This is a genomic window from uncultured Desulfobulbus sp., from assembly GCF_963662935.2.
GTDB lineage: Bacteria > Desulfobacterota > Desulfobulbia > Desulfobulbales > Desulfobulbaceae > Desulfobulbus.
In genome coordinates this window covers 2,023,353-2,047,875 of record NZ_CAXXTL010000002.1, presented here as the reverse complement: position 1 = coordinate 2,047,875, position 24,523 = coordinate 2,023,353, and the positions used below count along the sequence as shown (strand labels likewise).

At 55.8% G+C, this 24,523-nt stretch carries 16 protein-coding genes; all 16 read left to right on the top strand.

All coding sequences use genetic code 11. The annotated features are described in order from the left end of the window. Nucleotides 1-128 precede the first annotated feature (128 nt). The 16 genes from ACHZCX_RS13390 to ACHZCX_RS13315 all read left to right on the top strand — a co-directional run bounded on the left by ACHZCX_RS13390 (nucleotide 129) and on the right by ACHZCX_RS13315 (nucleotide 24,502). On the top strand, nucleotides 129-476 hold the full coding sequence (locus ACHZCX_RS13390) for a hypothetical protein (protein WP_319587718.1): 348 nt from the start codon (nucleotides 129-131) through the stop codon (nucleotides 474-476). A gap of 332 nt (nucleotides 477-808) precedes the next feature. After that, nucleotides 809-1,366, top strand: coding sequence for a lipid-binding SYLF domain-containing protein (locus tag ACHZCX_RS13385; protein ID WP_319587717.1), 558 nt, complete (start codon nucleotides 809-811; stop codon nucleotides 1,364-1,366). Between the two features lie 39 nt (nucleotides 1,367-1,405). Further along, a complete protein-coding gene (locus ACHZCX_RS13380) occupies nucleotides 1,406-2,080 on the top strand; it encodes a DUF3313 domain-containing protein (RefSeq protein WP_319587716.1) in 675 nt (224 codons plus the stop codon). Nucleotides 2,081-2,259: 179 nt separating this feature from the next. Beyond that, on the top strand, nucleotides 2,260-3,267 hold the full coding sequence (locus ACHZCX_RS13375; protein ID WP_319587715.1) for a DUF4105 domain-containing protein: 1,008 nt from the start codon (nucleotides 2,260-2,262) through the stop codon (nucleotides 3,265-3,267). A gap of 59 nt (nucleotides 3,268-3,326) precedes the next feature. Then, nucleotides 3,327-4,169 carry a MipA/OmpV family protein gene (locus ACHZCX_RS13370; protein ID WP_319587714.1) on the top strand — a complete coding sequence of 281 codons (843 nt, stop codon included), beginning with the start codon at nucleotides 3,327-3,329 and terminating at the stop codon, nucleotides 4,167-4,169. A gap of 140 nt (nucleotides 4,170-4,309) precedes the next feature. Next, entirely contained in the window at nucleotides 4,310-6,172 is a 1,863-nt protein-coding gene (locus ACHZCX_RS13365) for a hypothetical protein (RefSeq protein ID WP_319587713.1), read from the top strand. 78 nt (nucleotides 6,173-6,250) lie between these two features. Beyond that, complete coding sequence (locus ACHZCX_RS13360) at nucleotides 6,251-9,727, top strand: mechanosensitive ion channel domain-containing protein (protein ID WP_319587712.1); 3,477 nt, start codon at nucleotides 6,251-6,253, stop codon at nucleotides 9,725-9,727. 259 nt (nucleotides 9,728-9,986) lie between these two features. Then, complete coding sequence (locus ACHZCX_RS13355) at nucleotides 9,987-10,550, top strand: hypothetical protein (protein WP_319587711.1); 564 nt, start codon at nucleotides 9,987-9,989, stop codon at nucleotides 10,548-10,550. A gap of 303 nt (nucleotides 10,551-10,853) precedes the next feature. Beyond that, on the top strand, nucleotides 10,854-13,313 hold the full coding sequence (locus ACHZCX_RS13350; protein ID WP_319587710.1) for a hypothetical protein: 2,460 nt from the start codon (nucleotides 10,854-10,856) through the stop codon (nucleotides 13,311-13,313). A gap of 152 nt (nucleotides 13,314-13,465) precedes the next feature. Next, nucleotides 13,466-14,671, top strand: a complete 1,206-nt coding sequence (locus ACHZCX_RS13345) for an efflux RND transporter periplasmic adaptor subunit (protein WP_319587709.1) — start codon at nucleotides 13,466-13,468, stop codon at nucleotides 14,669-14,671. Between the two features lie 6 nt (nucleotides 14,672-14,677). Continuing rightward, the gene (locus ACHZCX_RS13340; protein WP_319587708.1) at nucleotides 14,678-17,854 is read left to right on the top strand and encodes a multidrug efflux RND transporter permease subunit; all 3,177 of its coding nucleotides are present in this window, start codon (nucleotides 14,678-14,680) and stop codon (nucleotides 17,852-17,854) included. Next, nucleotides 17,847-19,271, top strand: a complete 1,425-nt coding sequence (locus ACHZCX_RS13335) for an efflux transporter outer membrane subunit (protein WP_319587707.1) — start codon at nucleotides 17,847-17,849, stop codon at nucleotides 19,269-19,271. Before ACHZCX_RS13340 ends, ACHZCX_RS13335 begins: the two co-directional genes overlap by 8 nt. A gap of 47 nt (nucleotides 19,272-19,318) precedes the next feature. Then, entirely contained in the window at nucleotides 19,319-19,813 is a 495-nt protein-coding gene (locus tag ACHZCX_RS13330; protein WP_319587706.1) for a rhodanese-like domain-containing protein, read from the top strand. 101 nt (nucleotides 19,814-19,914) lie between these two features. Further along, on the top strand, nucleotides 19,915-21,009 hold the full coding sequence (gene ydiK, locus ACHZCX_RS13325) for an AI-2E family transporter YdiK (RefSeq protein WP_319587705.1): 1,095 nt from the start codon (nucleotides 19,915-19,917) through the stop codon (nucleotides 21,007-21,009). 66 nt (nucleotides 21,010-21,075) lie between these two features. Next, on the top strand, nucleotides 21,076-21,888 hold the full coding sequence (gene ppk2, locus ACHZCX_RS13320; RefSeq protein ID WP_319587704.1) for a polyphosphate kinase 2: 813 nt from the start codon (nucleotides 21,076-21,078) through the stop codon (nucleotides 21,886-21,888). A gap of 79 nt (nucleotides 21,889-21,967) precedes the next feature. After that, on the top strand, nucleotides 21,968-24,502 hold the full coding sequence (locus ACHZCX_RS13315) for a glycogen/starch/alpha-glucan phosphorylase (RefSeq protein ID WP_319587703.1): 2,535 nt from the start codon (nucleotides 21,968-21,970) through the stop codon (nucleotides 24,500-24,502). Nucleotides 24,503-24,523 lie beyond the last annotated feature (21 nt).

Below are 24,523 nucleotides of genomic sequence, written 5' to 3'. Positions count from 1 at the left end.
ATTTCGCCCCCAGCCAAAAGACAAACGCCCCACCCCTTCCCTTCGACAACAAAAACACCATCAAATCAGATGGATAATAACCCACCCGCAAAACCTTAAACTGGAGCGTTTTGTGCAGCCGTTCCGGCATGCTCCTTTCCCTCATCACCATACATCCCTTGCCGGAAAATGAATCCAAGGTCATCGACGTGCTGGATTCGATACAGGGCTTGATCGCAGCCAACGCCGATTGCCAGGGCTGCCTCTTCACAGCAGGGATGGGCAAATCAATCTGTTATATGGAGCGATGGCGTACACGCGAAGCTCTGGACAGGCATCTGCGTTCACACCTGTACTGCCGGGTGCTGGAGGCGATGGAGCTTTCACGGATACCGCCGACGGTCGAATTTTATACAATCAGCGGCATCGGCGGGCTGAATCTGATTGAAAACGTCCGGCTGCATCCGATGAATGCGGAGACAATCGAATGGCCATGAAGTGTGGATGTCCGCATCCTTTATGGGCTGATCACGCCGACCACGCCGAAATGGACGAAATATCGTCCCCGCCGCAGTTCCGGAGAGACTTGGGCAACCAGGGCGGCTCAGCTCTTTGAAAGAAGACAATTCTCACCCTGAGCCAGGGTGAAGCCCAGACCCAATCAGGTACCATCAAAATTACGTCATTTTCTTTTGAAATTATATTTTTATCCTACTTTTAGATTGTCGATATGCATTTTTTTAGTTTGAATCAGGGAACAGGTTATTCAAGCAATTATCCTCACCCAAAAAGGAGCAGACACATGGAATCACGAAAGGAAGGAGACATCATGAAGAGAACACTGCAGGTATCAATGTCGTTGTTGCTGGCAATTTTCGTCCTGGCCCTGCCCCGGACGTCGCAAGCCGCCACGGCCGGAGAAATCAATCGTGACGTCGACAGTGCTTTGCAGACCTTGTACCGGACCACCCCGGCTGCAAAAAACCTGGCCAAGATCGCCAAAGGCGTCCTGGTGTTTCCCGATATTATCAAAGCGGGGTTGATCGTTGGCGGTCAATACGGCGAGGGCGCGCTCCGGGTCGGCGGCAAAACGACCGGCTACTACAGAACAGTGGCTGCATCCTACGGCTTGCAGGCAGGGGCGCAGTCCTATGGCTATGCCCTGTTCTTCCTGGACAACGAAGGGATTCAATACCTCAAAAACAGCAAGGGATGGGAAATCGGTGTGGGCCCCAGTGTTGTTGTCGTCGATGAAGGGGTCGCTCGTTCACTCACTACCACTACGGTCAAATCCGGAATTTACGCCTTCATTTTCCAGCAAAAAGGGCTGATGGCCGGACTCGGCATCCAGGGCAGCAAAATTACCCAGATCACACCGGATAAGTAAGAAGACTCCATCACAACTAAAATTTGAGGAAAAGACGCGATGAACACAATGCAATCCATGACAAAGGGTCTGGTGATTTTACTGGCAGGTGTTTTCCTTCAGGGCTGCGCTGCTGCACCCAAGGACACCACCACTGGTTTCCTCCAAGGGAATCCTCAGTTCCAAGCCGGACCGTCTGACGGCATTGACCAAGTCTATACCAAGCCGGGGATGGATCTAAAAAAATACAAGAGAGTGATGCTGGACGAGGCAAAGTTCTTCCTCAAAAAAGATGCCGCCAGCCAAGGACTGCAGGCCAGTGAACTGAAGGAATTGTCTGACACCTTTCACAAGGCTGTCTTCGAGGCCATGGGCACTGCCTATCCCTTGGTTTCCGAGCCGGGAAATGATGTCCTGCGGGTTCGGCTGGCTATCACCGATGTGGAGACGAGCAACCCGGCCATGAACGGTGTGACCACAGTGCTGCCGATCGGACTGGCGGTCAGCGTCGCCAAAAAAGCAACGACAGGCTCTTATTCGGGAGTGGGCGGTGCGAGCATGGAAGTGGAATTTCTTGATTCCATGACCAACGAGCGGCTGGCCGCCGGCATTGACACCTTCAACGGCTCGAAGATGAGTGGCTTCAGCAAGCTCGGTGCCACCAAGGAGGCTTTTGAGTTTTGGGCCAAAAGGCTGCGGGTAACCTTGGACAAGGCTCATGGCGAGAGTAAATGACCAATAAAGTTATGCAACGGGTTGTCCTCCCGAAAACAACAACCGGGAATCCAGATGGTGCGGGCTCCTCTCTGGATTCCGGCTTATCGCCTGCCGGAATGGCAACCTTTCCGTTTTGAGAAAAAGCATTCAGCACTCTCAGATGGTCGGTTCTTCAATGAGTGAGAAGCATAAACCCAATGCATGACCGGCACCCTTTCATTACCCTGATTTTTGCGCTCCCCCTGGTGGCCTGGGGGAGCGCATCCCTGTACTACTCGCCGCTACCCGCCCCTTGGCCCACAGTGGCGGCGGCTGGTTTTGCCCAGGCCTCGCTTGCGATTTTTCTGCTCGCCCGCACCTGGAAAAAGGCAGCGATCCTCTTTGCCGCACTTTTCTCCGTCCCCCTAGTCTTCTTTCTCCTGCAAAAGCCCTCTAATGATCGCAAATGGCAGCCGGATCTGGCCCTGTTGCCCTCGGCCACCATCGAGGGCGACAAGGTTACCATCCACAATATCCGCAACTGTGACTATCACGCTGAAACCGACTTCACCGTGCACCACTACGATAAAACCTTTGACCTCAATGCATTGACCAGTATTGACCTCTATCTGGTGGATTGGGGTTTGGGAAGTGTGGTCCACACCATGCTCAGTTTCGGTTTCAACAACCAGGACTATGTCGCCATCTCCATCGAGGCCCGGAAAGAACTGGGCGAGGGCTACTCCACCCTCCGAGGCTTTTTTCGGCAGTATGAGCTGACCTATGTGGTGGCGGACGAGCGGGACGTGGTCCGGCTGCGGACGAATTACCGCCAGGGAGAAACGGCGTATCTGTACCGAATCCAGGGCGATAAACACTTATTTCGCGAGGTATTCCTCGATTACCTGCGCGCCATCAACCAGTTGCATGACAGGCCGGAATGGTACAATGCCCTGCTCACCAACTGCACCTCCGTGCTGCGCGGCCATACCCGGCCTTACTTCCGCAAGGTTTCCTGGGATTGGCGGCTTTTGGCCAACGGCTATGCCGATGAAATGGCCTATGAAAAAGGGACGCTGGACACCTCGCTGCCCTTTGCTGAACTGAAACAACGAAGCATCATCAATCCCAAGGCCAAGGCGGCCGACCAGAATCCCAATTTTTCCCTGCGCATCCGCGAAGGACTGCCGGGTATGAACCTGTTACCACCAACCAACACCCAATAAGAGAAGAACTTGCGCACCACGACCAACATCATTTCCACCCTTAAAAAAAGGAGCAAACAATGAAAAAAACATTCAACATCAAGGCACTGGCATTGGCGGGTGCCCTAGCCGGTTCTGCCGCGATCCTTCCTTGTCAACCGGCCGATGCCGCCGATTTCATGGATCTCGACCTCGAGAACACTCCCATCGTTTTCGGCCTAGGCGTAGGCATGGTGCCCGATTACGTTGGCTCCGATGATTACATCATGGGCGCAGCCCCCTTTTTCCGCTATACCTTCAAGGGACAGGAGCGGTATGTCCAACTCATCGCCAACGAACTGACCGTCAACATCCTTGACGACGACATGTTTCGCTTTGGCCCCTTGGCCAATTACCGATTCGGCCGTGACGATAACGTCGATGACCCGCTGGTCAGCCAAATGGAGGAAATTGACGGCACGCTGGAATTGGGCGCTTTTGCCGACATTGTCTGGACCAATGCTCGTGACAAACGCCAGCGGTTCATTGTCGGAGCCAAAGTGTACCAGGATGTCGGGGGTGAAAGCGACGGATTCCGCGCCAATCTGAATGCCCGCTATTGGCAGCCGGTGGCCAAACCCGTGGACCTGAATTTCAGCGCTGGCATCGCCTACCAGGATGACAAATACTCCGATCACTACTTTGGGGTGAACGCCGAGAACGTGGGCACCTCCGGCTTGCCTTTTTTTACCGCTGACGGCGGGATGAACGAATACTACGCCCTGGTGGGAGCCAATTTCTATCTCAGTAAAAACTGGCTGATGAGTGTGGGCGTGCGCGCCTCTTCCATCGCCGGTGACCCCGCAGACAGCCCGATTGTCGACCAGCGGGGAGATTCGACCCAGTGGGTCGGCGGCATCGGTGTCGGCTACATTATGTGGTAACCTGACTGCCAAATTCTTCTTCGCCAAACGAAACATCTGCAGGAGTCAACATGAAGGGTATCTCCTTATTATTCGTGCCACTGAGTCACCGTTTACGGTGCGTCTCCGGTGCATTGTGGCCTGAAAAAGAGGGGATATCCTTGTTGTGCCGAAGCGGCCTGCTTCTCTTGCTCGTCCTGATCACCCTGGGCATGACCGGCTGTGCCACCACGGTGGGGGTAGACCGAAACGACCCCCGCGAATCCTATGCCCAGATCAATGTCAGCGCCATCAACGCCGACGACTACAGCCGGTTTTCCCGCGATGTCTTGATCCGTTTCAACCTGGTCCAGGCCTTTCACGAGGACCCCCAGCAGGTCCTCACCTTTCTCCATCACGAGGCAGAAAAAGATTACCGCAACGACCTGCTCTTTGCCCTGGCTGAACTCAATTATTTCATCGGCATGCGCTACCGGCAGGACGGGATCAACAAGTCGCATCCCCACTTCTTTGCCTCGGCAATTTATGCCTATTTCTATCTACTCGGGAAAGAATGGCTGGAACCTCCCAACCCCTTTGAACGGCGATTCCGGATTGCCTGTGACCTGTATAACGGCGCCCTGGCTGAAGCTTTGGCCGATGCCGACGGCAATCTGCAAGTAGCTCCCGCCAAGGTGGAACTGCCGGTTGGCCGTTTTAGCTTTGCACTTGACACCAAAAAATTCCACCAGGAGCTGGACCATTTCGAGAAATTTGTCGCCACGGACCGCTTCGGGGTCAGGGGACTTAGCCGGAGAAACCGGGAGGCTGGGCTGGGGGCGCCCATCATTGCGGTGGAAAAAAAGCCGGACGGAGCCCCCATGTACCGAACCAGCCCCGGAACCCTCTTTTTGCGGTTTAACTGCCGATTGAAGGAGATTGAGGCAGGGACCTGCACCGGCACCTTGGAACTGTACTCCGCCTACGACCAAACCGAGATCGTGGTCGGCGACACCAAAATTCCCCTGGAGCGGGATGTGACCGCCCAACTCGCCTATACGATCGATCAACCGTATGTCCAGGGGCTCGGCTTGAACGAGTTTCTGTACGGGACGAGTTTTATTAAAACCGGCGTCTTCTATATGCAGCCGTATGAGCCGGACAAGATCCCCATCGTCCTGGTGCACGGCACCTTCAGCAGTCCTGTTGCCTGGGCGGAAATGGTCAATACGCTCCGGGCCGATCCCGTCATCAACCGGAACTACCAGATCTGGAATTTTTTTTACGACAGCGGCAAACGGATCGGCATCTCGGCGAACGAACTGAGAGAGGCCCTGAGCGCACAGGTGCAGAAAGTTGACCCCGAGGGGACCAATACCGCTCTCCACCGAATGGTCGTCATCGGCCACAGCCAGGGGGGGCTGCTCACCAAGCTGACTGCCACCGATACCGGGGAGGCCTTTGTGCGGATGGTGACCGGCAAATCGCTGGCGGAACTCAAGGTGACGGACGAAGATCGGGATCGTATCGAAAAAGAGGCTGTCTTTACAGCGTTGCCCTTTGTCAAACGCGTGATCTTCATCTCGACCCCCCACCGGGGTAGTTTTCTCTCCAAGAACTGGGTCCGTACCCTTGTCCTTAAAATGATCACTTTACCCCAAGGGGTGCTCCAATCAACGGCTAACCTGGTGAAAACCGTTGCCAACCTGGGCATCTCTGAGGTCCAGGCGCAGCAGTTCATCGCCACCACCAGCCTTGACGCCATGTCGCCCGATAACCCAACGATCAAGGCTTTGGCGGACATCCCCACCGCCCCAGGGATTAAAGCCCATTCCATCGTTGCCATCGATGGTGATGATAAACCGCCGGCAGGTGACGACGGTGTGGTCAAATACACCAGCGCCCATGTGGAGTATGTGGAGTCCGAATTTCTGGTGCGATCCGGCCACTCAAGCCAGGGCAATCCCCTGGTTATCGAAGAGGTTCGCCGCATTCTTCTGGAACATCTCAAGCAGAATGAAAAACAACCGGAGAAGGTACGTTGATTGTTCTCATCCGGCCAACTTTTCCCAACACTCTTCGGTCTGGCCTTTATGGGCCTAGCCTGTAAGGATACAACCCATTTGAAGATTTCAGGGCACTTCCTTCGCTTTCTTACTCAGCTGCCCCTGGTGGTGTTCCTTCTCTTGGCACCCGTGCAGAAGGGATGGGCGGTAAAGGTTTCCGAACCGCTCGCGGATACCCAATTGCCCGTTTCCCCTGCACTTCTCAAAGCCAAAACCGAGGAAATCACGAAAGCGACCGGTATCGATGAGAATACCAAAAAACAACTCCTTGAATACTACCGTAAAAGCCTAGAAAATCTGGAGACTGCCGCATCCCAGGAAGCCCAGGCCAACAAGTATGTCCAAACCATTGAGACAGCGCCCGCCGATATCAAAAAAATTCGGGAAGGGATCGACAAGCTCGCCCATCAGCCTGCACCGCAAGAACAGGAGGATGACCTTGCCAAGGTCCCGCTCAAGGAGATCGAGCAGCAACTCCTTTTGGCCCGAGCCAACCACACTGAGATAGAGGCAGACCTAGCGACCCTGACCCGTCAGCTCGCCATCCAGAACGAACGACCGGTCAAGGCCGGTCAGCGGCTTGCTGAAATTAAGGAATATGAAGGAAATCTGGCCGCGGCCCTCAAAGGAGTGGCACCTGAAGCCGAATCCCCGCAAATAACGGAAGCACGGCGCTGGATGCAGCAGACCCAGATGCAGGCGCTGCATAGCGAAACCCGCATGCTCAACCAGGAACTGGTGAGCATGCCCATGCTGGTTGAACTGGCGAACGCCCAACGGGAGGCAGCAACGGGACGTCTGGAGGGAGCCCGCTCCCGAATGCTACGCCTGGAGGCAAAGGTCAACCGCAAACGCCAAGATGAAGCGACCCTGAGCATGGGCCAGGCCAAGGAGGCGATGCGGCAGGTAGCGGGCAGCCCTCCCGTCCTGCAACAGGCAGCGGCGGCGAACACCGTGTTGGGCGATGCACTGCAAAAAGTGACCACCGCCCTGGAACAAGCGGGCACTGAAAAGGAGTCGCTCGAAAAAGACCTGAAAAAAATCGAAGAAAACTTCAGAAACACCAAACAGAAGATTGAATTGGCTGGCCTAAACCAAGCCATAGGTCTCCTGTTGCACGAACTGCGGCGGACGCTACCTGATGCACGACTCCTGCGGAAAAAGACGGCCAACAATGAAGTGGCCATCGCCGAAACCGGTTTACTCCAAGTGCAATATCGAGAGGAACGCAAACAGCTCGACGATATGGAGGGGTACGTGGCAGAACTCACAGCCGGCGCACCGCCGGATGAGTTGGAAGCGATTGCCACCGAACTGCGCCCGCTCCTCACCAGCCGAAGGGACCTCCTCGACAAGATTATCACCTCCAATCAGGCTTACCTGAGCCTGCTTGCCGAGCTCGAAGTCTTCCAGCGCAGTCTCCTCAAAGCTGTGGTCGCCTTTGACAGCTTTCTGGCGGAACGGCTGCTGTGGATGCGGAGCACGCCGTCGATGCATTTCAAGGATCTCCAGAATTTGCCGCACGACGCGGCTGTTTTCATCGCTCCCGGTCCATGGCTGGCCACCGGCAAACTGCTGACCAGTCAGGTGGTGCCATCGCCGATCTTCATCCTGGCGGGCATGATAACCATTGCCTTGCTCTGGGGCAAAAGCCGTCTCCTGGCGCAGCTGGAAACCGCTGTCCACCTAGCCGGCAATCCAGCCTCCTATACCTTCAGCCTACCACTGCAGGCGTTTGGATTATCCTTGCTGCTCGCCCTGCCGGGGCCGCTGCTGCTTATGACCCTTAGTTGGCAGATGAACATCCAGGAAGAAGCAACGGATTTTTCCCAGGCTGTGGCCATAGGCCTGATCGCCCTATCCTACCGTTTTTATCTCCTGCGGGTCCTGCGCATCCTGATGGCGCCGAAAGGGTTGGCTGCCGGCTTTTTTCATTGGCAAAAAACGACGCTCAGTCTACTGCGCCGAGAGGCGGGATTATTGATGGTCACCTTTTTGCCCGCCATCTTTATCACCCAAATAGCCTTTTTCGCCAATTTTCGGGCCGGCGGCAGCCATACCTTGGGGCGACTCACCTTTATCGCTTCCCTAGCCCTGCTCGCCTTCTTTTTCTATCGTGCGCTCCATCCCAAGACCGGGGTGTGGCAACGTTTTTTGGCAGAACATGCCAACCGGTTCATGGTCCGCTTCTATCCGGTCATTTTTTATCTCCTCATGCTCATCCCCGTGGTGATGATCGGATTGGTCCTGGCAGGATATGTTTTTGCAGTGGGCGCCCTGTTAAAATGCCTTATCAATAGTGTTTGGGTGACCTTTGGGCTTGCCGTCTGCCATCAGCTCATCGAGCGATGGCTGATCCAGTCCAGCCGACGGCTTGCCCTGCAGAAGGCCTTGAACCTCCGCTCTCAGGCAACTGCGGATCAGGAAAAGGAGCAACTCGCCGGCGATAAAAAATCCGGCCCGATCGAGGAACCGGCAGAGGATCTGGTTGAACTGAGCGCGGAGAGCCGCAAACTGCTGAACACCGTGGCGGTCATTGCCTTTTGTGCCGGGTTATGGGCGGTTTGGGCCGAAGTGTTACCGGCGCTGCGCATTTTCAACGAGTTCACCCTCTGGGGATATACCGCACAGATCAACGGTCAGGCCACCATCGTCCCCGTTACCGTGGCGGATGTCGGCTTGGCAATCCTGATCGGCTTCGTCACCTTGACTGCAACTCGCCATTTTCCCTCCCTGCTGAAAATTGTCCTGCTCCAGCACCTGGATATGACACCCGGCAGCCGCTACACTGTCACCACTCTGTCCCGCTATGTTATCGGCGGCGTTGGTTTTTCGGCTCTGGTCAGCCTCCTTGGGTTCAGCTGGTCGCAGATCCAATGGCTAGTGGCCGCCCTGGGCGTGGGTATCGGTTTTGGCTTGCAGGAAATCGTCGCCAACTTCATCAGCGGTCTCATTATTTTGTTCGAGCGTCCCATCCGGGTGGGCGATGTGGTCACCATCGGCACGACCGACGGTGTAGTCACCCGTATCCGTATCCGTGCCACCACCATCCGAGATTTTGACCGCAAAGAATTGCTCGTCCCCAACAAGGAATTCATTTCCGGCCGCCTGCTCAACTGGTCGCTCTCCGATCCGGTGATCCGCCTGCTGCTGCCGGTGGGCATTGCCTATGGCAGCGATGTCCAAGGGGCCATGAACTTGATGCTCCAGGCTGCTCAAGATAATTCCCTGATCCTTGATGATCCCAAACCGGTGGTCACCTTTGACAGTTTTGGAGATAATGCCCTGCTGCTGACCCTGCGCTGCTTCATCGGTTCGGTGGATGACCGTGTTCCGGCCAAAAGCGCCCTTCATCAAGTGATCGACCAGCTTTTCCGGGAAGCGGAGATCTCCATGGCCTTCCCGCAGCGTGATGTGCATCTCGATGCGAGCAAGCCCCTTGCAATCAGAGTGGTGCGGGAGGAAGGCGGGGCTGTGGACCCAGTTGCGCCAGTGGCGAAGGAAGAAGGGACAACGGAGCCTCTTGCGAAATGAACGTCTGCGCACTATGTCATTTCGACCAACGGGGAAAATTTCTTGTTTCAAAGCACGAGATTTCTCGCTACCATTCGAAATGACAACAAAAAACATCTCATCTGTTTTTTTGATGACCAGATCAAATCAATGATCTGGTCATTTTGAAAAAGGGGCAACGGTTTAAGTGATTGAGTAAACTACCCAAGAAACAAGGCGGCCATAACAGAGGTATGTCGGAACAACCGGCTTTAATTATTCACATTTCAAGGAGAAAAGGATGAAAAACTGCAAAGGAGTATTGCTGGCGCTGGCCGTGGCTGTAAGTCTCTGTGCGTGTGCCGAGACCGCACCCAAGAAAGAACTGAACGTGGAACGATCCAGTGTGGCATCAGTGACCGCAACCGTCGAAAAGGTCGATCTGACCAAACGAATAGTCACCATCCGGGGTTCCGAGGGCAACATTCGCAAGGTGCATGTCGGCAAGGAGGTGGTCAATCTGCCCCAGGTCCGTGTGGGTGATAAGGTGACGCTGGATTATTACGAATCCCTGGCGGTACGGATGGCCAAACCCGGCGAAGTCAAGGATGAGGTGAAAGGCATGGTCGGCAGAGCGAAACCGGGCAATAAGCCGGGATATGTCGAGGGAACCGAGACGACCGTGACCGCCACCATTCTCGAGCTCGACAAGGTGAAAGAGACCGCAATGCTCAAGGGGCCCGATGGCGACGTCGTGGTTGTCAAGGTGCAGGATCCCGCTAACCTGGACAAGGTCAAGGTCGGCGACACAATTGTGATCACCTATACCGAAGCACTGGCAATCGCCGTCAGGCCAGCAAAATAAACAACGAAGAAAACTCTTGTGGTTGATGCAACGGGAGTCTGCTAGAGTTTTCTCAAGTCACTGTCTCCTTGGCGAATCTGGGCTACGAGGAGACAGTGACCTCTCTGTTTATTGAGTGACGATTCTGTTATCGAAATCGGCCTTTTTCTGGGAGCCTGACCCCACAGTTGACTGTCTGAAAAGGGCCCACTTCCAGACAGCCGTCCATCAGGCCTTCGGAGCTCAGTGTGTACGAATCAAATCACGATTCATCGTATTGTAGGTGGAGCAACACTTTTTCAGCAGCCAGCAAGGAGAAACCAGATGAAAGCGCATAACATTCTCATCCCTTTGATTCTGTTGCTCATGATCGCCGGAGCATCATGGGCCGCTCCCTCGACTCCTTCGCCCCCAGGTGATCCCGGCTGGCCACGGGTCATCAAGAAAAACGGCAAAGAACTGACCATCTATCAACCCCAGGTCGATTCCTGGCAGGACTATAAAAATCTCCACGCCCGGTTCGCCATTGCCGTGAAAGACGGAAAATCGAAAAAAGAAACCTTCGGTGTTGCCGAATGGGATGCGGAGACCGTGGTCGATCAGGCCGCCCGGGTCGTAGCGGTCATGCCCAAGAAACGGGAGCTGCGGTTCCCGAACACCACGGATGCGGAAGCGGCGGCTCTGCGCAATGCCGTTGAGGAAATTCATCCCTTCGGGCAGGCAATGACTGTCTCGCTGGACCGCATCCTGGCCTATGTCGATCCAGCCCAGCAGCGGCAGCAGCCTGCGGTCGAATTGAATCTGGATCCGCCCAAAATCTTTTCCAGCAACAAGCCCGCCATCCTCGTTCTGTTGCAGGGCGAACCACAGCTGCAAGCTGTTGATGCCAACCAAAAGGATCTGATGTTTGTCGCCAACACCAACTGGGATATCTTTTACGATTCCGTCACCCAACGGTATTATCTCCTTAACCAGGAAAGCTGGCTCACCACCAGGGATCTGGTCAAGGGGCCTTGGGATTCGACCACAACGCTTCCGGCTGGCATGTCTTCCCTGCCCAACGACGACAACTGGGCCGATGTGCGCAAACGGATACCTGGCAAGCCGGAGAAAAATCCTCCGGTTGTCCTGGTCAGCACAGAACCTGCGGAACTGATTCTGACTCAGGGTGAGCCCAAATTCAGCCCCATCCCCGGCACCTCACTGCTGCGAATGACCAATACCGAAAGCGTGGTGTTCTACAATGCAGGAGATGGCAAGCAGTACTTTCTGACTGCTGGGCGATGGTTCCGCGCCACCAGCCTGGAAGGTCCATGGGCGAGCGCAAGTACTGATCTGCCTGCGGATTTTGCCAAGATACCGGATAACGACCCTGCCGCTTTCGTCAAAGCCTCGGTACCGGGTACGACTGAGGCGAAGGATGCTGTTTTGCTGGCCTCCGTGCCCAATAACACTGTTCTCGACGTCAATACGCCCCCACAGGTGAAGGTGGCTTATAACGGGGAACCAAAATTTCAGGCCATCCCATCGACTACTGTCCAGTATGCCACCAACACCGCCAACGCGGTCTTTCTCGTCAACGGAGCGTACTACTGTTGCGAGCAGGGGGTCTGGTATTCCAGCAACAACCCCAGTGGTCCCTGGGCCTACTGCACCAATGTGCCGGCGGCCATCTACACCATTCCCTCCTCGCACCCCGCGCACAACGTGACCTACGTGACCGTGCAAAGCAGCACGCCGACCACGGTGGTCTATACCCAGACCGCCGGCTATAGCGGCGAATACGTGGCGGCAAACGGGGTGCTGATGTTCGGCGCCGGCATGGTTATGGGCGCGATCATCAGCAACAACTATCATGATTACCATTACCCCACGCCCTATTCGTACGGCTATGGCGCCAGATATGGCTATGGCTATGGCGGGTATTACCGACCGCCCTATCCTCAATACGGTCCTTACAGAAGCGGAGGGGTCGCCACGGCCTATAACCCGAACACCGGGACCTATGCCCGGGGTGCCTACGTCAGTGGCCCCGGCGGCAGCGCTGCGGTGGGAAGGGCCTATAATCCTTACACAGGCGCTCGGGCCGCTGGCGCCCGCGTTGATACGGCCTATGGCTCGGCCGGCAGAGGGGCAGCCTATAACCCCAGTACCGGGACAGCTGTACGTGGCGGCTACCGGAGCAACGACTATGGAACCGTTGCCGGGGCGCAGACCAACAGGGGCTCAGGTGCCGTTGCCTGGGATACCCAAAATAGCCAAGGCGCTGTGGTCAAAGGAAAAAACGGCAATGTCTATGCTGGTAAAGACGGCAATGTCTATAAAAGAGACAGCAACGGCGACTGGAGTTCCAATACCGGGAAGGGCTGGGAGTCGGTGGACAGATCGCAGTCCAGAGCCAGCAACGTACAGCCGCAAACGCAATCGCGGGCAAACCTAGGGCAAACCGATCGTGCACAGGCGCAACCGCGAACGAATATTTCCCAGCCCAGCAATCGACCACAGGTCCAGCCTTCGTCCCGCAGCAGCCAGTTCAGCCCCAGTACACGTGACCTGGATTCGCAAGCTCAGGCGCGCTCACGCGGCAACCAGTTGAGCCAAGAAAGATCCAGTTTTGGATCGCAGTCCGGCTCACGGGGCGGCGGCCAGTTCAACCAGTCCAGCCGTGCCCAGGCGCAACCAAGCATGAGCGGCGGCAGATCTGGCGGCAGCAGAGCTAGCGGTGGCGGGGGTGGCGGCAGAGCTGGTGGCGGCGGCGGCCGGTCAGGCGGCGGGAGGAGATAATCAACTGTCGGAAAAGGAGAGACAAGCCGATGATTTGCATCGGCTTGTGAGTAAGCGAAAAAACCACCAGTCTTGCCAAAGGTACCTGGTGCTGTCAGATAATTGCGAATAGACTGCTTTTAATGGGTCATATTTGTTCAACAGGAGGGGTTATGGGGCACACACAAAAAAATGTTCAATTTTCGCATCGTATCAGGCGTGCGGCAGCGCTCTTGGTAATGATGGGCATGGGATCTCTCTTGCTGACTGCAGGAGGGTGCCGAAAGGAAGAAAAAGCCAAAGCCCCGCAGACGCCAACGGTTGAAGTGGTAGCGGTGGTGCAGAAGGATATCCCCATCTATAACGAGTGGGTCGGTATCCTTGATGGTTCGATCAATGCGGTTATCCGCCCCCAGGTCGCTGGCTACCTGATCAGCCAGAATTACCGTGAAGGTGAGCAAGTGAAGAAAGGGCAGGTCCTTTTCGAGATCGATCCGCGCACTTTCCAGGCTGCCCTGAACCAGGCCAAGGCCCTGCTCTCCCAGCAGAAGGCGCGCCACGATACCGCCAAGGCCAACCTGGCGCGCATCCGACCTTTGGCGGAAAAGAACGCGGTCAGCCAGAAGGACCTTGATGATGCGGTCGGCATGGAGCTTTCCGCCAAGGCCTCTGTCGAGGCTGCCCAGGCGAGCATTGAAGAGGCCCAACTGAACCTTGAATTCACTAAAATCACCTCGCCGGTTGACGGCATTGCCGGCATCGCCAAAACCCAGTTGGGCAATCTGGTCGGCCCGAGCATGAGCGAGGAACTGACCTCTGTTTCCACTGTCAACCCGATCAAGGCGTACATCAACATCAGTGAGCGGGAGTATCTTGGGCTAAGGGAGAAGTCTCAGCAGGTGGAGAACATCGCCCTTGAATTGATCCTTGCCGATGGCAGTACCTATCCTGATAAGGGTAAGTTCGCCCTAGCCGACCGGCAGATCAATGCCGGCACCGGCACCCTCAAGGTTGGTTCCCTTTTCCCCAATCCAGGAAACATCCTGCGTCCCGGCGGTTTTGGCCTGATCCGGGCGTTGATGGAGGTCAGAAAGGGGGCACTCTTGATTCCTCAGCGGGCTGTGGGGGATGTCCAAGGGAAATACCTGGTGGCCGTGGTGGGAAGCGACAACAAGGTTGATATACGCATGGTGAAGGTCGGAGAGCGGATAGGCTCCGACTGGATTATCAGTGAAGGGCTGAAACCCGGAGAAAGCGTGATTGCCGAGGGGATTCAGAAGGTAAAACCAGCCATGGTAGTCAACCCGCAGCCCTTCAATCCGGAAGCGGCCGCAAAGGCAGCGGCCACAAAGGCAGCCACGCCAGCAGAGAAGAGGTAGCCAACCATGTCAAAATTCTTTATTAATCGCCCTATTGTGGCCATGGTGATCTCGATCTTCATGGTCATCCTTGGCGCTGTGGCCATGCTGGGACTGCCCATCGCCCAGTTTCCCAACATTGTCCCGCCGGCGATCCAGGTGAATGCCGTCTACACTGGGGCCGATGCCGTTACCGTGGAGCAGTCGGTGGCTACCCCCATTGAGCAGCAGATGTCTGGCGTTGATAATTTGGAGTACATGTACTCCGTCAACGGCAACGACGGTTCCATGACTCTCTACAACTACTTCGAACTGGGTACCGACGCCAACACCGACCAGATTCTCGCCCAGATGCGCCAGAATCAAGCCTCATCGCAATTGCCTTCCGATGTTAACAACTACGGGGTCACCGTGGCGAAGTCAACTTCGGCACCGATGCTGATGTTCGCACTCTCCTCACCCAACGGCACCTACGACAACGTCTTCCTGGCCAACTACTCCTTCATCAACATCAACGACCAGATGACCCGCATCAAAGGGATTGCCAGCGTTTCGGTCTTCGGCGCCGGCCAATACGCCATGCGCATCTGGGTTCGACCGGACCAGTTGGCCAAGCTCAACATCACCATCCCCGAGATCATCAACGCAGTCAAAGCCCAGAACACCGTCAACCCTGCCGGACAGGTCGGGAGCCAGCCGGTGCCGGATGGGCAGGAGTTCACGTACACCGTTCGTGCCCAGGGACGTCTGCAGAGCGAGGAAGAGTTCGGCAATATCGTGCTGCGCGCCAATCCGGACGGTTCCCTCGTCCGGGTCAAGGACGTGGCCCGCATCGAACTTGGGGCGCAGAACTACAAACAGGAAGGGCGTCTCAACGGCAAGCCCTGCGCCCTTGTCGCCCTCTACCAGATGCCGGGGACCAACGCCCTTGAATCAGCCAACGGCGCCAAAAAGCTGATGGCGGAGTTGAGCAAGAATTTTCCGCCAGACCTGGAATACACGGTGGCGCTGGATACCACCCTGGCGGTTACCGAAGGCATCAAGGAAATCAAGAGCACCTTCTTCGAGGCGCTGGTGCTGGTCATTCTGGTGGTCTTCATCTTCCTCCAGGGGTGGCGGGCCACCCTCATCCCGCTCCTGGCAGTACCGGTGTCGCTGGTAGGGACCTTCGCGCTTTTCCCCCTGCTTGGCTTCTCCATCAATACCCTCTCTCTCTTCGGGATGGTGCTGGCCATCGGCCTGGTCGTCGATGACGCCATTGTTGTGGTGGAAGCGGTGGAGCACCATATCGAACATGGCATGTCCCCCAAGGATGCGACCTTCAGGGCCATGGAGGAGGTCTCCGGCCCGGTCGTCGCCATCGCCATCATTCTGACGGCGGTCTTTGTGCCGACGGCCTTCATACCTGGCATCACCGGCCAGCTCTACCAGCAGTTTGCTGTAACCATTGCTGTTTCAGTCATCATCTCCGCCTTTAACGCCCTCACCCTCTCACCGGCTCTGTGCGCACTGCTGCTCAAGCCAAAAGTCAGGGGTACCGGCCCGCTGCAGAATTTCTATGATTGGTTTAACCGGGTTTTCGGCCGGGCCACTGACGGCTATGTTTCAATCTGCGGCGCGGCCGTCAGAAAGAGCAAGACGAGCCTGCTTCTCCTCGTCGGCGTGACCATCCTCACCGGTTTGGCGGGCAAGTCCATTCCAACCGGCTTCCTTCCCGACGAAGACCAGGGCTTTATCTTCGCCGCAATCCAGCTCCCCAACTCGGCTTCGCTGCAGCGGACCAGTGAAGTGGCTCGTCAGGCCGAAGAGATCATCATGAAGACGCCGGGGGTCGAGTACTGCTCAACGGTAGTCGGCTACAGCATGCTCAGCCAGGTCTCCAATACCTACAGCGCCTTTTTCTTCATTTCCCTGAAGGAATGGAAGGCACGCAAGGCTCCGGAGGAACAGTACGAGGCGATCAAGGCCTCTCTGACGAAAACGATGGGCGGGCTTCCGGGCGCCATTGGCTTCCCGTTCCCGCCACCCGCCATCATGGGTATCGGCACCTCGGGCGGGGCCACCTTCATGCTGCAGGACAAGGCTGGCAAGGACGTCGCCTTCCTGGCCGAGAATACGCAGAAATTCATCGAAGCGGCCAGAAAAAGGCCTGAACTGGGCCGGGTCACCACCACCTTCCTCCCCAGCGTTCCGCAGCTGTTCGTGGATGTGGACCGGGATAAGGTGCTGAAGCAGGGTGTTGAGATCAGCGACGTCTACAAGGTCCTGCAGAGCTTCATGGGGAGCGGTTTCATCAACTACTTCAACAAGTACGGCCGCCAGTGGCAGACGTATATCCAGGCGGAAGGGGAGTACCGGACCAATATCGACAACATCGGCCAGTTTTATGTGCGCAACAAGGATGGAAAATCAGTGCCCCTCTCGGCGCTGACCTCCGTCCGCAGCATCACCGGCCCGGAATTCACCACGCGCTTCAACCTCTACCGCTCGGTCCAGATCAATGCCACGGCAGCCTCAGGATTCAGTTCGGCGCAAGCCATGCAGGCTTTGGAGGAGGTCTTTGCCGAGACCATGCCGTCGGAAATGGGCTTTGATTACAGCGGGATGTCGTTCCAGGAAAAGAAGGCCCAGAAGGGTGTGTCGCCGATGGCGATCTTCGCCTTCTCGTTCTTCTGCGTCTTCCTGATTCTGGCAGCCCAGTACGAGAGCTGGTCACTGCCGTTCTCGGTCCTCCTCGCCACCCCTGTCGCCATATTAGGCGCCTTTGCTGGCTTACTCTTCGGTTCGTTTGAGAACAACATCTACGCTCAAATCGGTCTGGTCATGCTCATCGGTCTGGCAGCCAAGAACGCCATCCTGATCGTTGAGTTCGCCAAGATGGAGTATGAGAAAGGGAAACCGCTGGTCGAGGCCACCCTTGAGGGGGCGAGGCTCCGGCTCCGGCCCATCCTCATGACCTCATTCGCCTTCATCCTCGGCTGCGTGCCTCTGGCCATCGCCAGCGGGGCCGGAGCCATCAGCCGTCAAGTAATGGGGTACACCGTTATCTTCGGGATGTTGGCGGCCTCCTTCATCGCTATCTTCCTCATTCCGGTCACCTTTTATGTGGTCGAAAAAATAGGGGGAAAGAAACATGCAACGTCCGCCCCCCCCGGCTCGTCATCCCTGAAAACCATAGGGAAGGAGGACGATCATCATGCGTAATGTTATTCTCGTCATCATGTTGGCCTTGCTCGCCGGAAGTTGTACGGTTGGGCCTGATTACAAGCGACCGGCGGTTGATGTTCCCACCGGCTGGCGGCTGAGTGAAAAAGAAGCAAAGGACCTGGCCCAAACTGCCTGGTGGGCGCAGTTCAACGACCCTATACTCAATAACCTGATCACCACCGCCCTCCGGGAAAACAAGGATCTCATGATTGCCGCAGCCCGGATTGAGGAATATGCCGGTCGTTACGGCATCGTCCGTTCCGGTCTCTTTCCCCAGGTGGGCGCGGCTGGCCAATACACCCGTGAACAAGTCACGAAAACTGGGGACAACAGACCCGCAACCGGCTATCAGACTGACACCGAGACATATTCGGCCACTTTGAATGCCAGCTGGGAGATTGATCTCTGGGGCCGGATTCGTCGCAGTAACGAGTCTGCCCAAGCCCAGCTCCTGGCAACCGAAGAGGCGCGCCGGGGGGTCATTCTCTCCCTGGTTAGCAGCGTCGCCTCTGCCTATATCAACCTGCGCGATCTGGACCGCCAACTGGAGATCAGCACACAGACTGCTCAAAGCCGGGGGAAATCCTATAATCTATTCCAGGAACGGTTCAAAGGCGGAGTTATCTCCGACCTTGAATTGAGCCAGAACCGATCCCAGTACGAAGAGGCTCTGGCCAGTATTCCTGGCCTGGAAAAGGCGGTCACCCAGCAGGAAAACGGGTTGAGCGTCCTCCTTGGCCGCAACCCGGGTCCGGTTCTACGAGGGAAAACCATTGACACCCTGTCGCTGCCCGCAATCGTTGCCGGAATGCCTTCGGATCTGTTGGAACGGCGCCCTGACATTCGTCAGGCGGAACAAACCCTGATCGCCGCCAATGCCCAGATCGGTGTTGCCAAGGCAGCGTATTTCCCGACTATTTCGCTGACCGGCGCCTACGGGTCGGCCAGCGGTGACCTGAGCAATCTGTTCAAAGGACCGTCAAAAGTCTGGCAGTACAGTGCTCCCATCACCATGCCCATTTTTACCGCCGGCAAGATTGCCGGCAGCGTGCGGGAAGCCGAAGCTATTCAGCAGCAGGCGCTCATCAGCTATCAGCAAACCATCCAGAACGCCTTCAGTGAGGTCGACGATGCCTTGACCAATCGGGCCCAGACTGCCAAACAGCTTGCCGCCCAGAAGAACCAGGTCGATTCCCTGCGTCAATATGCGGGTATTGCCCGAATGCGCTATGACAACGGTTATACCGACTTTTTGACGGTCCTTGATGCCGAACGGAGCCTGTTCAATGCCGAATTGTCCTATACCCAGACCCAGGGGGCTCTTTATCTTGCCCTGATCAATCTTTACAAAGCAATGGGCGGAGGCTGGATCGAGGGAGCCGAACAAGTGGCCCAGCCCAAAGTCAAACCATAAGGCGTAGACAGTCCGCAAAAACCTCTTTTGACAGACGGGAGAACTCCATGAAGAAATGTATCCTGGCAGCAGTTTTTGTTTTTTCCATGATTGCCACTACCTGTGTAGCCGCAGAGACTGCCCCACAACCCAAGTGGATGACCTCACCGGTAAAAGAGTGGGTTGACAAGGCACGCGCAACCACCCAGCAGGTGACCATCAAAGACCTCAAGGACGCCATTGACAGCGGGAAAGAGATGGTCATTCTCGATGTCCGTGAACCCAACGAGTATGAGGTAGCCCATATTCCCGAAGCGATCAATGTACCCAGAGGACTGTTGGAATTTTCCATCTGGACGGTTGTGCCCAATAAAGAAGAAAAGATCTTCGTCTATTGCAAGACAGGAGCACGGGCCGCGCTGGCAACCAAGCTGCTCAATGAATTAGGCTATAAAAACGCGGTTGCAGTGAACACCGGCGGGGTTGCCTGGGTGCAGGCAGGATATCCGATCAAGACCTCCATCACCGACGAGGACGTCGTCATCATACCTGCAAAAAGATAGATGGGCAGCGAGGATAACGCCTGGGAAAGCGATTCCAACGAAAGAACGTTCCCCTGGCGCCGGGAGGAGTTTACTCAAAACAATCTCGAGTCAGGAGCGACATGAGTACGAAACATCCCGCTGAAGTAACCCGATCCACCTTGGCGGTGCTCTTCATTGGCCTGCTCATCGCCTCCAGTCTGTGGATCTTACGTCCTTTTCTCTTCTCTCTGAGCTGGGCGGTCATGATTGTGGTGGCCACCTGGCCCTTCATGCTGATGGTCCAAAAGAGATGCTGGAACAGGCGGTGGGTAGCTGTTCTGGTCATGTCGTTGCTTCTGCTCCTGATCCTCGTTCTCCCTTTATCGTTTGCCATTCTGACGATTTTGGAGAGAACAGGTGAAGTGGTTGGCCTGTTCGACTCTTTGAAAACGCTCCGTATCGGCTCGCCCCCCGCCTGGTTCGAAAAGATTCCTCTGGTTTCCACGACCCTGACTGAGCGTTGGCAGCACCTCGCGGCAATCGGGCCGCAGGAACTCTACGCAAAACTGTCGCCCTATATCAATGAGACCTTAAAATGGTTTGTGGCCCAAGTCGGTACCATCGGCATGCTGGTCCTGCATTTCTGTTTGATGATCATTCTTTCGGCGGTCCTTTTTGCCCAAGGCGAAAAAGCAGCGGATCTGGTCTGCCGTTTTGCGCAAAGGCTCGCCGGTAATCGCGGCCTGGAAGCAGCAGTACTCTCGGCAGCGGCCATTCGCAGCGTTGCCTTGGGCATCGTCGGCACCGCAATTTTTCAATCCGCACTCGGCGGATTGGGCCTTATTGTAGCCGGAGTCCCGGCCGTCACCCTGCTGATAGCCGTGATGATGATGCTCTGCATCGCCCAGGTCGGCCCAGGTCTGGTGCTTTTTCCGTCCGTGATCTGGCTGTACTGGAGCGGCGAGAACACCTGGGCAACCATTCTCCTGGTCTGGTCGGTCCTGGTGGCAATCAGCGACAATTTTTTGCGTCCGTTCCTCATCAAGAGAGGGGCCGATCTCCCCCTCATTCTCATTATTACCGGTGTCATCGGCGGCCTTGTCGCCTTTGGCATCATTGGGCTTTTCATTGGTCCAGTGGTGCTCGCCGTAACCTATACCTTGCTCCTTGCCTGGATCAATGGGACGGGAAGGCATGAGGATGATACCCGTCAAGAGAATATGGCGTCCCCATAACTCAAGCAGCGTTCATTTTATATCCATATCATCACCCTATCGATCAAACCCAAAAGGAGGTCAGCGATGAGTAAGGTAAAAAAGAGTGAACAGGAGATTGGCGGCAAAAAATTCGACAATAAGATGTATGATAAGGAATTGGCCAAGCTGCACGGGGAACTGGTCAAACTGCAGCAATGGGTTCTGCATAAGGGGTTGAAGGTCTGCATTGTCTTTGAAGGACGAGATGGCGCGGGCAAGGGCGGCACCATCAAGGCACTCACCGAGCGGGTCAGTCCGCGGATTTTTCGCGTCGTCGCCCTTCCCACTCCAACGGAACGAGAACAATCACAAATGTATGCCCAACGGTATATTCCCCATTTTCCTGCCGCCGGTGAAATCGTCATTTTTGACCGCAGCTGGTACAACCGGGCCGGGGTGGAGCGGGTGATGGGGTTTTGCACCGAGGACAAAGCCAAACGTTTTCTGGAGGTGGTGCCCGCCTTTGAAAAAATGATGCTGGAATCTGGGATTATCCTGCTCAAATATTGGCTGGAGGTCAGCCCGGAGGAACAGACCAAGCGATTGACGGCCCGGATCGACGACCCCCGGAAGGTGTGGAAACTCTCGCCGATGGATCTCAAATCCTATGACAAGTGGGATGAGTATACGCGGGCCCGAGACGAGATGTTTGCCGCAACCGATACCCCTTGGGCGCCGTGGTCGACAGTCCGATCGGACGACAAGAAGCGGGCGAGGCTGAACATCATCAGTCATATTCTCGGGTCCGTCGAATATAAGGAATTGAAAGGAGGAAAGATAGAATTGCCGAAACGCAAAATTGGCAAAAAATACCAGGAAAAGGAGTATCCCTTTAAATTCATTCCGGAGAAATACTGACAGACTGGCAGATTCATATGGTGTTGCCCACAGGGGATGCATTCAAAAAACCTGGTCCAGTGATACTCGGAGGGACAGCATGCCAAAGAAGAACGCAATCGAACGTGAAACCGTTGACAAACTTAAGCGCGCCTTTGCCTACAAACTGTTTTTCCAACAGGGCGTGCTTCCGCTCAATGCCTCGCTGAACGATTACTATCTGGCGGTGAGTTACACCCTTCGTGACCGGATGCAGCGGTTGTTCATCAATTCCATGGCGGCGCTTCGCGAAAGCCGGGGCAGAATAATCTGCTATCTCTCGGCCGAATTTCTTATGGGGCCACATCTGCTCAACAATCTAATCAACCTCGGTCTGCATGATGCATTTGTTCAGGCGACCGGGGAAACCGGTTTGGATCTGCAACAGATCATCGACCACGAGGAAGAGCCCGGCCTGGGCAATGGTGGCCTAGGCCGGCTGGCCGCCTGTTACCTTGATTCCCTGGCCAGTCTGGAAATTCCGGCCATAGGCTACGGCATCCGCTATGAGTTCGGCATGTTCGACCAGGCGTTCGAGAATGGGTGGCAAAAGGAATTGAGCGATCGATGGCTGCAACCGGGCAACCCGTGGGAGTTCAAGAAAGCCGATTTTACCGTGGCAGTCGGATTCGGGGGCCACACCACCGCTACTACCGACGACCGGGGCTGTTACCGTGTCCACTGGCATCCGGGGCGGGTCGTTAAAGGTATCCCCTACGACACCCCCATTCCCGGATACAAGGTCAACACAGTCAATATCCTCAGACTGTGGAGTGCCGAGGCTCCCAAGAGTTTCGACTTCAAAGAGTTCAACGTCGGCGATTATTTCGGGGCGGTGGAAGAGAAGGTTCTGGCCGAAAACATCACCAAGGTCCTGTATCCCAATGACGAACAGTTTCAGGGCAAGGTGCTCCGGCTGCGGCAACAGTATTTTTTTGTCGCCTGTTCCATGCACGACATGATACGGCTTCATCTTCTCCAAAATGCAAATCTCGATACCTTCCATCGCCATTTTGCGGTCCAGCTCAACGATACCCACCCGGCCATCGCCATTCCCGAACTGATGCGGCTGCTGATTGATGTCCATCATTACGACTGGACCCCGGCCTGGAAAATCACCGCCGCTACCTTTGCCTATACCAATCACACCCTGCTGCCCGAGGCGATGGAGAAATGGCCGGTCAGCCTGCTGGGCGAGCTGTTGCCAAGACATCTGGAAATAATCCTTGAAATCAACCACCGCTTCCTTGATCAGGTTCGCTGCCAGTTCCCGGGTGATGAAGAGATCGTCCGCCGCCTGTCGATCATCGATGAATCCGGTGAGCGGTCTGTGCGCATGGCCAACCTTGCCTGCATCGGCAGCCACAAAATCAATGGGGTGGCCGAACTGCACACCAGGCTGCTCAAAGAATATACCCTGACCGATTTCCACCGCCTCTGGCCGGAGAAACTGGTGAACATCACCAACGGAGTCACGCCCCGGCGTTGGATAGCGCTCAGTAACCCGGGCCTGAGCGAGTTGATCGCCTCCGCCATAGGCGAAAGCTGGATCACCAATTTAGACCAGCTGCGCGATCTCGAAGCCCTGGTTGACGATCCTGCCTTCCGCGAGCAATGGCGGCAGGTTAAACTGGCCAATAAACACAAGGTCTGTTCCTTTTATGCCCAGGATTCCTGCATCCTGTTCAACCCCGAGGCCATGTTTGACGTCCAGGTCAAACGGATCCACGAATACAAGCGCCAGCATCTCAATCTACTGCACATCATCACCCTGTACCATCAACTCAAAAACAACCCAAGGCTCGACATACCGCCGCGCGTTTTTGTTTTTGGAGGCAAGGCCGCCCCGGGTTACTTCATGGCCAAGTTGATCATCAAGCTGATCAACTCGGTGGCCGAAGTGGTCAACGGCGATCCCGAAGTCAATGGGCGTCTCCAGATCCTGTTTGTCCCCAATTTCAACGTACAGATCGGTCACTTTGTGTATCCCATGGCAGACCTGAGCGAACAGATCTCCTTGGCCGGCAAGGAGGCCTCAGGGACCGGCAACATGAAGTTTTCCATGAACGGCGCTCTGACCATCGGCACCCTGGACGGCGCCAACGTCGAGATCAGGGAAGAGGTCGGCGACGAGAATTTTTTCCTTTTCGGCATGAATGTCGAAGAGGTGCAGGCGCTCTGGGATGCTGGCTACCATCCCCGATCGATCTTTGATGAAAACGAGAATCTGCGGGCTGCGGTTAACCTGATCGCCACCGGCCATTTTTCCCATGGCGACAGGGAACTGTTCCGCCCTTTGGTCGATTCTCTCCTCAACCATGACCCCTACATGGTTTTTGCCGATTATCAAGCGTACATCGACTGTCAGCAGCGGGTGGGGGCGGTCTTTCTCGACCAAGAACAATGGACCAGGATGTCTATCCTCAATGTCAGTCGCATGGGCAAGTTTTCCTCGGACCGTGCGATTACAGAATACTGTGAAAAAATATGGCAGGTCAAAGGGGCTCCCGTTGACCTCAAGTGGGAGTGTCTGCCCAAGGAGGGCATCGTTTTCCCGCAGCACGGCGCCCCCTTCATGACCTCATCATCCCAATAGAGAGCAAGCGGCAATCATGCT

Bases quoted from the DNA above. Each gene is read 5' to 3' on its own strand.
- ppk2 (WP_319587704.1), top strand. From the start codon at position 21,076: ATGAGTAAGGTAAAAAAGAGTGAACAGGAGATTGGCGGCAAAAAATTC.
- ACHZCX_RS13350 (WP_319587710.1), top strand. From the start codon at position 10,854: ATGAAAGCGCATAACATTCTCATCCCTTTGATTCTGTTGCTCATGATC.
- ACHZCX_RS13340 (WP_319587708.1), top strand. From the start codon at position 14,678: ATGTCAAAATTCTTTATTAATCGCCCTATTGTGGCCATGGTGATCTCG.
- ACHZCX_RS13390 (WP_319587718.1), top strand. From the start codon at position 129: ATGCTCCTTTCCCTCATCACCATACATCCCTTGCCGGAAAATGAATCC.
- ACHZCX_RS13335 (WP_319587707.1), top strand. From the start codon at position 17,847: ATGCGTAATGTTATTCTCGTCATCATGTTGGCCTTGCTCGCCGGAAGT.
- ACHZCX_RS13355 (WP_319587711.1), top strand. From the start codon at position 9,987: ATGAAAAACTGCAAAGGAGTATTGCTGGCGCTGGCCGTGGCTGTAAGT.
- ACHZCX_RS13380 (WP_319587716.1), top strand. From the start codon at position 1,406: ATGAACACAATGCAATCCATGACAAAGGGTCTGGTGATTTTACTGGCA.
- ACHZCX_RS13385 (WP_319587717.1), top strand. From the start codon at position 809: ATGAAGAGAACACTGCAGGTATCAATGTCGTTGTTGCTGGCAATTTTC.
- ACHZCX_RS13375 (WP_319587715.1), top strand. From the start codon at position 2,260: ATGCATGACCGGCACCCTTTCATTACCCTGATTTTTGCGCTCCCCCTG.
- ACHZCX_RS13330 (WP_319587706.1), top strand. From the start codon at position 19,319: ATGAAGAAATGTATCCTGGCAGCAGTTTTTGTTTTTTCCATGATTGCC.
- ACHZCX_RS13370 (WP_319587714.1), top strand. From the start codon at position 3,327: ATGAAAAAAACATTCAACATCAAGGCACTGGCATTGGCGGGTGCCCTA.
- ACHZCX_RS13345 (WP_319587709.1), top strand. From the start codon at position 13,466: ATGGGGCACACACAAAAAAATGTTCAATTTTCGCATCGTATCAGGCGT.
- ACHZCX_RS13315 (WP_319587703.1), top strand. From the start codon at position 21,968: ATGCCAAAGAAGAACGCAATCGAACGTGAAACCGTTGACAAACTTAAG.
- ydiK (WP_319587705.1), top strand. From the start codon at position 19,915: ATGAGTACGAAACATCCCGCTGAAGTAACCCGATCCACCTTGGCGGTG.